The sequence below is a fragment of the Kitasatospora sp. NPDC053057 genome (assembly GCF_044546945.1).
GTDB lineage: Bacteria > Actinomycetota > Actinomycetes > Streptomycetales > Streptomycetaceae > Kitasatospora.
In genome coordinates this window covers 80,395-94,225 of the sequence record NZ_JBITZP010000024.1, presented here as the reverse complement: position 1 = coordinate 94,225, position 13,831 = coordinate 80,395, and the positions used below count along the sequence as shown (strand labels likewise).

At 73.2% G+C, this 13,831-nt stretch carries 13 protein-coding genes; 6 read left to right on the top strand and 7 right to left on the bottom strand.

What is annotated here, in order from left to right:
* The first annotated feature begins 4 nt into the window (after nt 1–4).
* Nucleotides 5–988: a recombination regulator RecX gene (gene recX, locus ACIG5E_RS24655; RefSeq protein WP_396536684.1), complete on the top strand. Its 984-nt coding sequence runs from the start codon at nt 5–7 to the stop codon at nt 986–988.
* A 95-nt stretch (nt 989–1,083) separates the two neighbouring features.
* On the opposite strand, the gene ACIG5E_RS24650 is transcribed toward recX, so the two are convergent.
* The 5 genes from ACIG5E_RS24650 to ACIG5E_RS24630 form a co-directional block, all read right to left on the bottom strand.
* On the bottom strand, nt 1,084–2,811 hold the full coding sequence (locus ACIG5E_RS24650; RefSeq protein WP_396536682.1) for an FAD-dependent monooxygenase: 1,728 nt from the start codon (nt 2,809–2,811) through the stop codon (nt 1,084–1,086).
* A 122-nt stretch (nt 2,812–2,933) separates the two neighbouring features.
* Nucleotides 2,934–3,782 carry an amino acid ABC transporter permease gene (locus ACIG5E_RS24645; protein WP_396536680.1) on the bottom strand — a complete coding sequence of 283 codons (849 nt, stop codon included), beginning with the start codon at nt 3,780–3,782 and terminating at the stop codon, nt 2,934–2,936.
* Nucleotides 3,779–4,429, bottom strand: a complete 651-nt coding sequence (locus ACIG5E_RS24640) for an amino acid ABC transporter permease (RefSeq protein WP_396536678.1) — start codon at nt 4,427–4,429, stop codon at nt 3,779–3,781. Before ACIG5E_RS24640 ends, ACIG5E_RS24645 begins: the two co-directional genes overlap by 4 nt.
* Before the next feature lie 43 nt (nt 4,430–4,472).
* On the bottom strand, nt 4,473–5,375 hold the full coding sequence (locus ACIG5E_RS24635; protein WP_396536676.1) for a glutamate ABC transporter substrate-binding protein: 903 nt from the start codon (nt 5,373–5,375) through the stop codon (nt 4,473–4,475).
* Between the two features lie 118 nt (nt 5,376–5,493).
* A complete protein-coding gene (locus tag ACIG5E_RS24630) occupies nt 5,494–6,270 on the bottom strand; it encodes an amino acid ABC transporter ATP-binding protein (RefSeq protein ID WP_396536674.1) in 777 nt (258 codons plus the stop codon).
* Nucleotides 6,271–6,661: 391 nt separating this feature from the next.
* Between ACIG5E_RS24630 and ACIG5E_RS24625 the strand changes: the two genes are divergently transcribed.
* Both ACIG5E_RS24625 and ACIG5E_RS24620 read left to right on the top strand, forming a co-directional pair.
* The gene (locus ACIG5E_RS24625; RefSeq protein ID WP_396536672.1) at nt 6,662–7,420 is read left to right on the top strand and encodes a response regulator transcription factor; all 759 of its coding nucleotides are present in this window, start codon (nt 6,662–6,664) and stop codon (nt 7,418–7,420) included.
* Nucleotides 7,421–7,426: 6 nt separating this feature from the next.
* Nucleotides 7,427–8,860, top strand: coding sequence for a sensor histidine kinase (locus ACIG5E_RS24620; protein WP_396536670.1), 1,434 nt, complete (start codon nt 7,427–7,429; stop codon nt 8,858–8,860).
* Here ACIG5E_RS24620 and ACIG5E_RS24615 read toward each other — a convergent pair.
* Nucleotides 8,857–9,876: a TAXI family TRAP transporter solute-binding subunit gene (locus ACIG5E_RS24615; protein WP_396536668.1), complete on the bottom strand. Its 1,020-nt coding sequence runs from the start codon at nt 9,874–9,876 to the stop codon at nt 8,857–8,859. The genes ACIG5E_RS24620 and ACIG5E_RS24615 overlap by 4 nt on opposite strands.
* Before the next feature lie 117 nt (nt 9,877–9,993).
* Between ACIG5E_RS24615 and miaB the strand changes: the two genes are divergently transcribed.
* Together miaB and ACIG5E_RS24605 are read left to right on the top strand one after the other, a co-directional pair.
* Complete coding sequence (gene miaB / locus ACIG5E_RS24610) at nt 9,994–11,496, top strand: tRNA (N6-isopentenyl adenosine(37)-C2)-methylthiotransferase MiaB (RefSeq protein WP_396536666.1); 1,503 nt, start codon at nt 9,994–9,996, stop codon at nt 11,494–11,496.
* 130 nt (nt 11,497–11,626) lie between these two features.
* The gene (locus ACIG5E_RS24605; RefSeq protein ID WP_396536664.1) at nt 11,627–12,325 is read left to right on the top strand and encodes a class III extradiol dioxygenase subunit B-like domain-containing protein; all 699 of its coding nucleotides are present in this window, start codon (nt 11,627–11,629) and stop codon (nt 12,323–12,325) included.
* Nucleotides 12,326–12,329: 4 nt separating this feature from the next.
* Here the strand turns inward: ACIG5E_RS24605 and ACIG5E_RS24600 are convergent, their stop codons facing one another.
* Nucleotides 12,330–12,587 (bottom strand): antitoxin, encoded by a 258-nt coding sequence (locus ACIG5E_RS24600; RefSeq protein WP_396536662.1) that lies wholly within the window; start codon nt 12,585–12,587, stop codon nt 12,330–12,332.
* A 180-nt stretch (nt 12,588–12,767) separates the two neighbouring features.
* On the opposite strand from ACIG5E_RS24600, the gene miaA reads away from it, so the two are divergent.
* A complete protein-coding gene (gene miaA, locus ACIG5E_RS24595; protein WP_396536660.1) occupies nt 12,768–13,703 on the top strand; it encodes a tRNA (adenosine(37)-N6)-dimethylallyltransferase MiaA in 936 nt (311 codons plus the stop codon).
* The last annotated feature ends 128 nt before the right edge of the window (nt 13,704–13,831 follow it).

Genomic DNA, 13,831 nt, shown 5'->3' with positions numbered 1-13,831 from the left:
GCCGTTGACGCAGTACGACACGGTGGGCGGCGGCCCGGCGGGCCCCGAGGACGACGACTACGGGCCGCCGGACTGGTTCGCCGCGGTCGCGGAGGAGCCGGAGCCGGAGCCGCGACCGTCGGCGGGCGGGCCGCGGGCGCGCGGCGCGGCGCCCGGACCGGCTCTTGACCGGGAGCAGCCGACGGAGACCCCGGTCGAGGCACTCGGCCTGGTCTCCGCCTCCGAGCTGCCCGCCGGCCGCCGTCGGCGTCGCTCGGCGCTGGCCGAGGAGTCGGAGGCCGCGGTCGGCGGCACGCCCGCGGAGCGGGATCCGGGTGGGGTCGAGGCGGCCGGTCACGGGGGTGTGGCCGCCTCGCCCGCCCGACCGCGCCGCGGCCGCCGGAGCGCGCGCTCCGGCGAGGGACTGCCGGGCGAGGGATTGCCCGCCGAGGGACTGCCGGGCGAGGGGGAGGGCACCACCCGCGCCTGCCGCAAGCGGGCCGAGGAAGAGGCCGACCCGGAGGGCCGCGCCCGGGACATCTGCCTGCGGCTGCTCACCGGTGCGGCCAAGTCCCGCAAGCAACTCGCCGACGCCCTGCGCAAGCGGGAGATCCCGGAGGACGTCGCCGAGGAGGTGCTCACCCGGCTGGAAGAGGTCGGACTGATCGACGACGCCGCCTTCGCCGCGGCCTGGGTGGAGTCCCGGCACGCCGTCCGGGGCCTGTCCCGGCGGGCGCTGGCCCAGGAGCTGCGCACCAAGGGTGTGGCCGCCGACCTGGTCGAGCAGGCCGTCGCCCAGCTCGACCACGACGACGAGACGGACGCGGCCCGGGCACTGGTCGAGCGCAAGCTGCGGTCCACGCGGGGGCTGGACCCGCAGGTCCGCACCCGGCGGCTGGTCGGGATGCTGGCCCGGCGCGGCTACTCCGAGGGGCTGGCCTTCCGGGTGGTGCGCGGCGCGCTGGAGGAGGAGGCCGCCGGTGAGCCGCCCGGGCCCGGGTGGGAGTAGCGGAGGTCCGGCACGTTTTTTTGATCCGAGCCTGGGTGGTCGGGCCGGATCCGGGTGACGGTGGTCCGGGAGAGCCGGGCCGCGGCGGTCGCCGGCTAACTCGCCGAGTCCACCTGCTGGGGCTCGTGGGCGGGCTGGGGTTCGGGCTCCGGCTCGGGCGGGGCGGCGATCGGGGGCGGGCCGCCGCGGGCGCGGTCGGCGAGTGCCAGGAGGTCCTCGGCGGCGGCGCCCTGGGTGACGCCGACCAGATGGCCGTCCGGCCGGATCAGCAGCACGGTGTGCGGTCCGGCGCCCGGGTACTCCTCGGTGACGAGCACCTCGGCCGGTACCGGCAGCGCGGCGGCGACCTCGGCCAGCCGGGGCATCAGCCCGGCGCCGAGCCAGTGCTCGGCCGACCAGACCGCGGTGCCGGGGGCGACCAGCAGCAGCAGGAAGGTGGCGCCGAGCCGGGCGTGCAGGTGGTCCGGGGTGCCGTCGGCGGCGAGCACCGGCAGGTCCGGGACGAGCACGCCGGGGGCGGTGGCGGGCAGCAGCTCGCTGAGCGAGGTGGCGCCGCGCGCGCCGCGCTGCACCGGCACCCGGCCGGGGACTCCGGAGGGCGCCGCCGGGTAGGCGGGTGCGCCGCCGAAGCGCCCGGTGCCCAGCTGGCCGTCGGCGAGCAGCGGGGCGTGCTTGCGGAAGCCACCGACCAGCAACGAGCGCCGGGTCTGCTGCCAGCCGCGCAGCGGGCGCAGCAGCGGCATGGACTGGTCGACGGCGCGCAGTCGGGCGCCGACCGCGCCGCGCCGCTCGGCCTCGTAGCCGTCCAGCAGGGAGCCGCCGGGCTGGGGGCCGCCGGAGTGGAGGTGCCAGGCGAGGGCCAGCCGCCAGGCGAGGTTGTCGGCGTCGCGCAGCCCGTCGGCGAGGTTCTGCATGCCGAGTGCGCCGTGCAGGTGGGCGGCGTCGCCGGCCAGGAAGCAGCGGCCGCTGCGGAAGCGGGCGGCGAGGCGCTGCTGGGCGGTGTGGTCGGCGGCGGCGAGCAGCTCGTAGCGGGGGAGTTCGCCGCACCAGCCGGTGAGGGTGGAGGTGACCCGGGTGAGCAGGGTGTCGCCGGTGACGATGCCGGGCCAGGTGGCGTGCGGGTCGACCTGTTCGGTGGGGGCGGGCCGGCCGGGGGGCAGTCGCCAGTCGAGCCGCCAGACGCCGTCCGGCAGCGGGCGGGCGGTGGCCTCGCGGTCGCCGCGCCACGGGGGTTCGCGGTGCAGCCGGGCGCCGTCGAAGGGCAGGTCGACCCGGACGGTGGCGATGGCGTTGCGGTCGACGGCCGGGCGGCCGGGAAAGCGGATCTTCAGCAGCTTGCGGACGGTGGAGCGGGCGCCGTCGCAGCCGACCAGGTGGCTGCCGCGCCACCAGGTGGCGGAGCCGTCCTGGGTGCCGTGGGTGCGGACGCTGACGCCGTCGCGGTCCTGTTCGAGCTCGACGACCCGGTTCAGCGGGACCAGCCGGACCAGCGGGGTGCCGGTCAGGGCGTCGCGCAGGCCGCGCTGGAGGCGGTGCTGGGGGAGGTGGAAGGTGGGCGAGTCGGTGAGGTCGATCCGCAGCACCTCCTGGCGGCGCCGCCAGATGGCGAAGGAGTCCCACAGCGCCGAGTCGGAGGCGGCCCGGGAGTAGCCGATCCGGGTCAGGAAGGCGGTGGCGTCGGCGCCGAGGACGACGCTGCGGGGGCCCTCCGGGCAGAGCCCGGAGCCCTCGTCCAGGACGACGGTCGGCACCTCGTGCCGGGCCAGCGCGAGGGCCAGGGCCAGACCGACCGGTCCGGCCCCGACCACGATCACCGGGTCCATGCGGGGACCTCCGGGCACGAACCGGCCCATGGGCCGGCGTCAGTTACCGCTGCCGCATATGCCGCGTGGATGCTCCCGGGAGGTGTCACGAAGAGCAATGCAACAGTTCACCTGCGTGTCCGTCAAGCAGCAGCTGAAGTGCGCCGGTTCGCGCCGCGACGGCCGCGTGCCTCGATCCACCGCGCGAGCGCGGTCAGCAGCAGGCACAGGATGATGTAGATCGGCGCGATCACCAGCACCACGGGGATGTAGGGGAAGCCCGCGGCGTTCATCGGCTGGCTGGCGATCTTCTTGCCCATGAACAGCAGCTCGTTGTACGTGATGATGTAGCCGAGCGAGGTGTCCTTGAGGGTGACGACCAGCTGGCCGATCATCGACGGCAGCATCGAGCGGACGGCCTGCGGCACCAGGATGGTGGACATCACCTGGGTCTTGCGCAGCCCGAGGGCGTACGCCGCCTCGCCCTGGCCGCGCGGGACGGCGTTGACGCCGCTGCGGATGATCTCGGCCTGGACCGAGCCGTTGTAGAGGGTGAGGCCGAGCACCAGCGCCCACATCGGGTCCTTGGCGAAGAACGCGTAGTAGAGCGCGACGATCAGGATCAGCAGCGGCATCGCCCGGAAGAACTGGACGATCGCGGTGCAGACCCAGCGGACCGGCTTGTGGTCGGAGAGCGTCCCGGAGGCCAGCAGCGCGCCCAGGGTGAGCGAGAAGGCGGCCGCCAGGCCGAAGGCCTTCAGGGTGGCCAGCAGGCCGTCCACGATCATCTGCTGGACGAAGTTGTACTGGAACGGGTCCCACAGGTCGGCGTCGAACTGGCCGTTGTCGGCGAGCGCGCTGACGGCGTACCAGAGGAGCCCCGCGATGCCGAGCAGCGAGAGGACGCCGAACAGGCGGTAGCGGGCGCGGGTCCGGGGGCCGGGGATGTCGTAGAGGACGCTCGCCGAGCCCTGGCGCTGGAAAATACTCATCGGACCACCGCCAGTCGGGATTCCAGGAAGCGGAAGAAGGAGGCGACCGTCGCGCTGATCAGCAGGTAGGCGCAGGCCACCCAGAAGAAGATCGAGAAGATCGAGTAGCCGCGCTCGGAGAAGGTCTGCTGGGCGCTGTACAGCTCGCCGACGCTGAACGCGCCGGCGATCGCCGAGTTCCTCGGCAGCGCGATGAACACGCTGCTCATCGGGCCCAGCACGGTCCGGGAGGCCTGCGGCAGGATCACCAGGGTGAGGGTCTGGAAGAAGTTCATGCCGAGGCTGCGGGCCGCCTCCGCCTGGCCGAGCGGCACGGTGTTGATGCCGGAGCGGATCACCTCGCAGACGAACGAGGCGGTGTACCCGCCGAGCGCCAGCACCGCGAAGGTGAGGTGGCTGAAGTGCACGCCGAGCGGCGGCAGGCCGAAGGTGACGGCGAAGAACAGCAGGGTCAGCGGGGTGTTGCGGAACAGCGTCACCCAGGTCGTGCCGAAGGCGCGCAGGACCGGCACCGGGGAGACCCGGAAGGCCGCCAGCAGGGTGCCCAGCAGCAGGGCGAGCAGGGCGCTGAGCGCGCTCAGCTCGATCGTCTGCAGGAAGCCGTCGCGGAACAACGCGAAGTTGTCCTGCTCGAACAGGAACCCCATCCGGCGGCCCTCCTCTCACAGATGGTCGGGAAGCGGGGGTGGATCAGTAGCGGTCGAGGGTCGGGATCGCCGGAGCGGCCGAGCCGGACGCGCCCAGGGTCGCGTCGTAGGCCTTCTTCCAGTCGCCGTTGTCCTCGTGCGCCTTGAGGGCGTCGCTGATCGCGTCGCGCAGCGCCTTGTCGTCCTTGTTCAGGCCGACGCCGTAGTTCTCCTTGGTGAACGGCTTGCCGACCACCTTGAGCTTGGGGGCGTACTTGGAGGCGTAGCCCTTGAGGATCGCGTCGTCGGTGGTGACCGCGTCGACCTCGCCCGACATCAGCTTCTCGACGCAGGCCGAGTAGGTGTCGAACTGGGTGATCTTCGGGTTGTACTGCTTGATGTTCTGGATCGACGTCGAGCCGGTGGCGGTGCAGATGTTCTTGCCGCCGATGCTGTCCGGGCCGGTGATCGAGGTGTTGTCGCTCTTCACCAGGAAGTCCTGGCCGGCGATGTAGTACGGGCCGGCGAAGGAGACCGTCTTCTTGCGCTCGTCGTTGATGCTGTAGGTGCCGACGTAGAAGTCGATCTGGCCCTTGGCGATGGCGGGCTCGCGCTGCGAGGAGACCAGGGTCTGCCACTTGATCTGCTGCGGGGTGAAGCCCAGGTCGGCGGCGACCATCTTGGCGATCTCGATGTCGAAGCCGCTGCGGTCGCCGCTGGCGACGTCCTCCCAGCCGAGGTTCGGCTGGTCGGCCTTGGCGCCGATGATCAGCTGGCCGCGCTTCTTGGCCTCGGCGATGGCCGGGGAGTCGACCTTGACGTCGGTCTTGACCGTGTAGGTCGGCAGCGCCGGGGCGTTGCTCGCGCTCGCCGCGTTGGAGGCGGGGGTGCCGTCCTTGCCGCAGGCGGCGGTGGCGGTGAGCGCGACGGCACAGAGCGCCACGGCGAGGGTGCGGGAAGTCCTCATGAGGGTTGTACTCCTGGGGCTGGGCCACGGTCTCGACCGGGCTCTGGCGTCTGGAAGTCGTGCACGGGCAGGGCCGCCGGCGCCGTTGCCGGTGGCGGCCCCGCGTGGTCTCGAAGCCTCAGTGGTGCAGGATCTTCGAGAGGAAGTCCTTGGCGCGGTCGGAGCGCGGCGCGGTGAAGAACGCGTCCGGGGTGTTCTGCTCGACGATCTTCCCGTCGGCCATGAACAGCACCCGGTTGGCGGCGGAGCGGGCGAAGCCCATCTCGTGGGTGACGACGACCATCGTCATGCCGTCGGCGGCCAGCTGGCGCATGACCTCCAGCACCTCGTTGACCATCTCCGGGTCGAGCGCGGAGGTCGGCTCGTCGAAGAGCATCACCTTCGGCTTCATCGCCAGCGCCCGGGCGATCGCCACGCGCTGCTGCTGGCCGCCGGAGAGCTGGGCCGGGTACTTGTCCGCCTGCGCCCCGACGCCGACCCGGTCGAGCAGTTCGCGGGCGGTCTTCACGGCGTGCGAACGGAGCACCTTGCGGACCTTGACCTGGGCCAGGACCACGTTCTCCAGCACGGTCTTGTGCGCGAACAGGTTGAAGCCCTGGAACACCATGCCGACCTCGGCGCGCAGCTTGGCCAGCTCCCGGCCCTCGGCGGGCAGCGGGCGGCCGGACAGGGTGATCGTGCCGGAGTCGATCGTCTCCAGCCGGTTGATCGTCCGGCAGAGCGTGGACTTGCCCGACCCGGACGGGCCGATCAGCACGACCACCTCGCCCTGGTTGATCTCCAGGTTGATGTCCTGCAGTACGTGCAGCGCGCCGTAGTGCTTGTTGACCTTGCTCAGCACGACCAGTGGGGCGGTGGCTGCGGGGGTGGAGTCCTCGACCGGGCTCTCGGTCATCGCGCCTGCTCCCTACTGTGCCGAATTGGGTCGTTTCGTGCCTACCTGGGAGTCCCAACTCCCTTGGGTGGCAAAGGTGGTGCGAATCCGGGAGCCGCGACCGGCGGAGCCGCAGCCCCCGGTGGGGCGACCTTAGGAGCGCTGACGGTGCCCCGTCAGCCGATCTGAGCGGAACTTGAGGATCACAAAACGGCCACACGGTGCGTACGCACTGTTCGCGAGGGCGTCGACGGGGCATGTCACAGCGGGAACACGCGCCGGTGCTCGCCGTCCCCCACGAGCCCGGTACGCGGTCGAGCCTGGCGCCGGGCCGCGCACTGGCTCATACTGCGCAGGACCGGGCCCCGACCGAATCGGCCCGGCGATCACGTGGGGGAGGGAGGAGAACGGGATGCGACTGCTGCTCGTCGAGGACGACGAACGCGTGGCCGCGGCGCTGGTCGCGGTGCTCGGACGGCACGGCTTCCAGGTGCGGCACGCCCGCAGCGGGCACGAGGCGCTGGACGCCCTGGTGCCGGACGGCAACGAGCCGTACCGCGTCGTGCTGCTCGACCTCGGGCTGCCCGACCGCGACGGCTTCGAGGTGTGCAGCCGGATCCGGGCCGGCAGCGGCGTGCCGGTGATCATGGTGACCGCCCGCGCCGACATCCGCTCCCGGATCCACGGCCTCAACCTGGGCGCCGACGACTACGTCACCAAGCCGTACGACATGGGCGAGCTGCTCGCCCGCATCCACGCGGTCGCCCGCCGCGGCGCCCAGCCGTCCTCGGTGGCGGTGCCCGCGCCCGACGCCGTGCCGCAGCAGCGCGGCCCGCTGGAGTCCCGCGGCATCCGGATCGACCGGGAGCGCCGCCGGGTCAGCGTGGACGGCCGCGACGTGCCGCTCACCCGCAAGGAGTTCGACCTGCTGGCGCTGCTCGCCCAGAGCCCCGGCGTGGTCTACCGGCGCGAGCAGATCTTCAGCGAGGTCTGGCGCAGCGGCTGGGAGGGCAACGGCCGCACCCTGGAGGTGCACATCGGCTCGCTGCGCAACAAGCTCGCGCTGCCGGGCCTGGTCGAGGCCGTGCGCGGCGTCGGCTACCGGCTGATCCCCGAGTGCCCGACCTCCACCGCGGCCGACCAGGCCCCGTCCGCCCCCGCGGAGCACTGACCGCACGTGCGCACCCGCCTGCTCGGCATCCTGATCGCCCTCATGCTCTGCGTCCTGGCCGCCCTGGGGCTGCCGCTCGCGGCGGCGTTCGCGGCGGCCGAGCAGAGCAGGGTGGTGGTCGACCGGCTCGACGACGCCGCCCGCTTCGCCCAGGACCTGCCCACCTCGGGCGCCACCGCCCTGGACTCCGCGTTCAAGTCCGACCCGGAGCCCGCCCCCGGCGACCTCAGCCGCCGGCACGCGATCGAAGCCGAGGTCCAGCGCTACTACGACCTGTACGGCGTGCGCCTGGGCATCTTCCAGCGCGACGGCTCGCCGATCGCGATCGCGCCCGGCGACTGGCGGCTGCCCGCCGTCGGCTGGGGCGCCCAGGCCTTCCAGGAGGCGCTGGACGGGCGGCGCAGCCACAACCCGCCGCAGGTCTGGCCGTGGACCGAGGACCGGACGATCACCGTCGCCGCCCCGGTGGTGCGCGACGGCGACGTGGTCGCGGTGGTGCTGAGCGAGTCCCCGGCCGGGGCGCTGCGGGCCCGGGTGCTGCACAAGTGGCTGGTGCTCGCCGGCGGCGAGGCGGCCGCGATGGCCGTCGCCGTGCTGCTGGCCGTGCGGCTCACCGAGTGGGTGCTGCGCCCGGTGCGCACCCTGGACCGGGCCACCCACGACATCGCCACCGGCCGGATGGCCGCACGGGTCGCACCCGGTGGCGGACCGCCCGAACTCCAGCGGCTGGCACGCTCGTTCAACGAGATGGCGGACCACGTGGTGCACGCCATGGACCAGCAGAAGGCCTTCGTCGCAGACGCCTCGCACCAGCTGCGCAACCCGCTCTCGGCCCTGCTGCTGCGGGTCGAGGTGCTCGGCCTGGAACTGCCCGAGGGCCACGAGGAGGAGCTCGGCGGGGTCCGGGAGGAGGGCTCCCGGCTGGCCCGGGTGCTGGACGACCTGCTCGGGCTGGCCACCGCCGAGCACGCCCGCCCCGAACCCGAGCGGACCGACCTCGCCCAGCTGACCCTCGCCCGGGTGGACGGCTGGCGGCCGGTGGCCGAGCAGCGCGGCATCGACCTGCGCTGGGACGGCCCGGCGCTGGCGATCGGCATGGCGGACCCGATCGGCTTCGGGTCCGCGCTGGACGCCGTCCTGGACAACGCGCTCAAGTTCAGCCCGTCCGGCAGCGAGGTGCGGCTGCGGGTCGTGCTGCGCCGGGACGAGGTCGCGGTGACCGTCAGCGACGCCGGGCCGGGGCTGACCGAGGACGAGCTGTCCCGGGCCGGGGACCGGTTCTGGCGCAGCGCGCGGCACCAGAACGTGGACGGCTCCGGGCTGGGCCTGTCCATCGCCCGCACCCTGCTGGCGGCCGGCGGCGGCTCGCTCACCTTCGCCCCGGTCCAGCCGACCGGGCTCGCGGTGACCCTGGCGGTGCCGCGGCCGGAACGACCCTAGGGTTTCACCGACCGGTAGTAGCGCGCCGCGCCCTCGTGCAGCGGGAGCGGGTCGGTGTAGACGGCGGTGCGCAGGTCGACCAGCTGGGCGGCGTGCACCTGGGCGCCGATCTGGTCCCGGCTGTCTATCACCGCCCTGGTCATGCCCTCCACCAGGCCCGGGTCCACGTCGTCCCGGGTCACCAGCAGGTTGGGCACGGCCATGGTGGCGACGGGCTCCTTGGGCTCGGCGTTCGGGTAGGTGCCCTTGGGCATGGTGGCCGCCCGGTACGCGTCGACGCCGTCGCCGTCCGTCTTGTGCAGCGCCTCGGAGAGGTCGGCCAGCGGGACGATCCGGATCCGGAAGTGGTCGGAGAGGTCGGTGAGCGCGCTGGTCGGCAGGCCGCCGGACCAGAAGAAGGCGTCCAGCTTGCCCTCGCGCAGCTCGTCCGAGCCGTCGCTGACGCCCGCCGGGACCGCGGCGATGTCGTGGTCCGGGTCCAGACCGGCCGCGGCCAGCAGCCGCCTGGTCACCAGGTTCACCCCGGACTGCGGCAGCCCGACGCCGACCCGAAGGCCCTTGAGGTCGGCGGTGCGGTGCACCGGGGAGTCGGCCGGGACGATCAGCTGCAGGTAGTCGTCGTACAGCCGGGCGATCGCCCGCAGCCGGTCCTTGCCGGGGCCCTGGTAGGTGGCGACCGCGTCGGCGGTGGCGACGGCGAAGGTGTCCTGGCCGGTGATCACCCTGGTCAGGTTCTCCACCGAGCCGTCGGTGCTGTCCAGGGCCAGCCGCACCCCCGGCATGGTCTGCGACACGTGGGCCCGCAGCAGCTGCCCGTACCGGTCGTAGACCCCGCGCGGGACGCCGGTCGCGAAGCGGGTCTCCCCGCGCGGGTATCCGGGCGAGCGGCCCGCCGACAGCCACCAGCCGCCCAAGCCCGCGACCAGCAGCACCAGCACCAGCACCGTCCGCCACAACGGGCTGCGGGCCGCGCGGCGGACGGCGGCGCCGAGACGTGACGGATTGGTGGGGGCCATGCAGGGATACTGCCAGGCGCTCCGGCCGAACGGGAGGGGAACGGCTCGGCGAAGCTCCGGGACCGGACCGGCGAAGCTCCGGGAAAACCGCTATGCCGCTGCCCGTACCCTGGTCTGGTGAGCGGTGAGAGCGGATTGAAGAGCTACAAGGTCGTCACGCACGGCTGTCAGATGAACGTCCACGACTCCGAGCGGCTGTCCGGCCTGCTGGAGGACGCCGGGTACGTCAAGGCCGGCCCGGACGGCGACCCGGACCTGGTCGTGTTCAACACCTGTGCGGTGCGCGAGAACGCCGACAACAAGCTGTACGGCAACCTCGGACAGCTCGCGCCGGCCAAGAGCCGCCACCAGGGCATGCAGATCGCCGTCGGCGGCTGCCTGGCCCAGAAGGACCGCGAGACCATCGTCAAGCGCGCCCCCTGGGTCGACGTGGTGTTCGGCACCCACAACATCGGCCACCTGCCGGCGCTGCTGGAGCGGGCCGCCGTCGAGCGCAAGGCTCAGGTCGAGATCCTGGAGTCGCTGGAGACCTTCCCCTCCACGCTGCCCACCCGCCGCGAGTCCGCGTACGCGGCCTGGGTCGCCATCTCGGTCGGCTGCAACAACACCTGCACCTTCTGCATCGTCCCCGCGCTGCGCGGCAAGGAGGAGGACCGCCGCCCCGGCGACGTCCTCGCCGAGATCGAGGCGCTGGTGGACGAGGGCGTCATCGAGGTGACCCTGCTCGGCCAGAACGTCAACGCCTACGGCTCCGACCTGGGCGACCGCGAGGCCTTCTCCAAGCTGCTGCGCGCCGCCGGCCAGATCGAGGGCCTGGAGCGGATCCGCTTCACCTCGCCGCACCCGCGCGACTTCACCGACGACGTGATCGCCGCGATGGCCGAGACCCCGAGCGTGATGCACCAGCTGCACATGCCGCTGCAGTCCGGCTCGGACCGCGTCCTCAAGGCGATGCGCCGCTCCTACCGGCAGGAGCGTTTCCTCGGGATCATCCGCAAGGTCCGCGAGGCGATGCCGGACGCGGCCATCTCCACCGACATCATCGTGGGCTTCCCCGGCGAGACCGAGGAGGACTTCGAGGAGACGATGCACGTCGTCCGCGAGGCCCGCTTCACCAACGCCTTCACCTTCCAGTACTCCAAGCGCCCCGGCACCCCCGCCGCGGAGATGGCGGACCAGGTGCCGAAGGAGGTCGTCCAGGCCCGCTACGACCGGCTGATCGCCCTCCAGGAGGAGATCTCCTGGGACGAGAACAAGAAGCAGGTCGGCCGCACCCTGGAGGTCCTGGTCGCCGAGGGCGAGGGCAAGAAGGACGACCGGACCCAGCGGCTGTCCGGGCGCGCGCCCGACAACCGGCTGGTCCACTTCGGCAAGCCGGAGGAGCCGGTGCGCCCGGGCGACATGGTGACCGTCGAGATCACCTACGCCGCCCCGCACCACCTGCTGGCCGAGGGCCCGGCCCTCGCCGTGCGCCGCACCCGGGCCGGCGACGCCTGGGAGAAGCGCCAGGCCAAGCCCGCCGACAAGCCGGCCGGCGTGATGCTCGGCCTGCCGAAGATCGGCGCCCCGGCCGAGCTGCCGCTGGCCGCCCCGGCGGGCGGCGCCTGCTGCGGAGACTGACGCCGGTGCCGTGACGGCGGCCCGGCGGGAGCGTTGGTGCTCCCGCCGGGCCGTTGTCGTCGCCGGGGGTGCCCGGCGGGGGCGTCGCCCCGCAGCCGGGATCCGGGCGGCAGGCCCTAGAGTGATCAGCATGCTGGTAGCCGCCGCCGTGTGCCCCTGTCCGCCGCTGCTCGTCCCCGAGGTCGCCGCCGGGGCCGCGCCCGAGCTGGACGCACTGCGCGCCGCCTGCGACGAGGCGCTGGAGGCGCTGGTCGCGGCCGAGCCGCAGCTGGTCGTGGTGGTCGGCGCCGGTCCGGACGCCGAGGTGTGGACCGAGGGCGGGGCCGGGTCCTTCCACCGCTACGGGGTGCCGCTGGTCGCCAAGCTGCCCGGTGCGCGGGTCGAGGGCCCTGAGCTGGCGCCCTCGCTGACCGTCGGCGCCTGGCTGCTGGAGCGCGCGGGGGTGACCCTGCCGACGCACGCCTGCGCGGTGCCCGCCGACGCCCCCGCCGACCGGATGCTCGGCCTCGGCCAGGGCCTGGCCGGCCTCGCCGACCGGGTCGCCCTGCTGGTCCTCGGCGACGGCAGCGCCTGCCGCTCGCTGAAGGCGCCCGGCTACCTGGACGAGCGGGCCGAGGGCTTCGACGCCGCGCTGGCCGCCGCCCTGGGCTCCGCCGACCTGCCCGCCCTCGCCGCCGTCGACCCGGCGCTGGCCGCCGAGCTCAAGGCCGAGGGCCGGGCGCCCTGGCAGGTGCTGGCCGGCGCCGCCGAGGGCGCCGGCCTCACCGCGCGGCTGGCGTATCAGGACGCGCCGTACGGGGTCGGGTACTTCGTGGCGTCCTGGTCCTGACCGGTTACGGCTGCGGGGGCCGGGGGGTCTGACCCTCCTCGCCGCCCGGCTTCGGCTTGTGTGCGAAGTCGCCGACCGCGTCCTTGGCCTTGTCGGCGCCGTGCTCGATCTTGTCGCTGTACTTGCCCTTGGTGGCCTTGTCGATCGCGCCGCCGGCCTTGTCCACGATGTGCTCGATCTGGTCGCTGTGCTTGCCCGCGAGCTCGCTGGCTTTCTCCTTGAGCTCCTCGGCCTTGCCCTTGAGGTTGTCCATCAGACCCATGGCGATCTCCTTCGTTCCCTGTCTCCTTGCACAACGCACGTGACGGGTAAAGCGTTCGCAAAACGACGGTCGACTGCGGAAGCGGCCGGAGACAGTCCGGGGAACAGTCATATCCTCGCGCAGTCGGGGGCAGGCGGCAGCCCGGTCCCGGGCGCCGCGGCGGTTTGCGAGACTGGAGCGGTGAGCAGCTCCCGTGTGATCAGCATCGTCGGCGCGACCGCCGCCGGAAAGTCCGACCTGGCCGTCGCCATAGCCCGCAGCCTCGGCGGCGAGGTGATCAACACCGACTCGATGCAGCTGTACCGGGGCATGGACATCGGCACCGCCAAGCTGACCATGGACGAGCGCGGGGGGGTGCCGCACCACCTGATGGACGTCTGGGACGTCACCGTGGCCGCCAGTGTCGCCGAGTACCAGCGGCTGGCCCGGGCCGAGATCGACCGGCTGCTCGCCGCCGGGCGCACCCCCGTCCTGGTCGGCGGCTCCGGGCTGTACGTCCGGGCCGCGATTGACGAGATGGAGTTCCCCGGCACCGACCCCGAGGTGCGCGCCCGGCTGGAGGCCGAGCTGGAGCAGGCCGGCCCGTACGCGCTGCACCGGCGGCTGGCCGAGCTGGACCCGGCGGCCGCCGAGGCGATCCTGACCGGCAACGGGCGGCGGATCGTCCGCGCCCTGGAGGTCATCGAGATCACCGGGCAGCCCTTCACCGCCAACCTGCCGAGCAACACCGCGGTGTACGAGGCGGTGCAGATCGGCGTCGCGGTGCCGCGCCCCGAACTGGACGAGCGGATCACGCTGCGGGTCGACCGGATGTGGGAGGCCGGGCTGCTGGACGAGGTGCGGGAGCTGGAGAAGGTCGGACTGCGGGAGGGCCGGACCGCCTCCCGGGCGCTCGGCTACCAGCAGGTGCTCGATCACTTCGCCGGCGAGTGCACCGAGGACGAGGCGCGGGCCGAGACCGTCCGGGCCACCAAGCGCTTCGCCCGCCGTCAGGAGTCCTGGTTCCGCCGGGACGACCGCATCCACTGGCTCTCCCGACCGGCCGGCACCGACCCGGTCGAGTTGCTGGAACGATCCCTCGAACTGATCGGCCGTCAGGGAGTTCCGGCCGCGTAGTGTGTGTTCCGGCCAATTCGGCGGTGCACCTGCGCGCGCAGGCGACCGTGCAGAACGAACCGGGGGTCACGGCCCGATCACGTGATGGCCACGGATCACCCGAGGACCCCGGTCAGGCCCCGAACGCC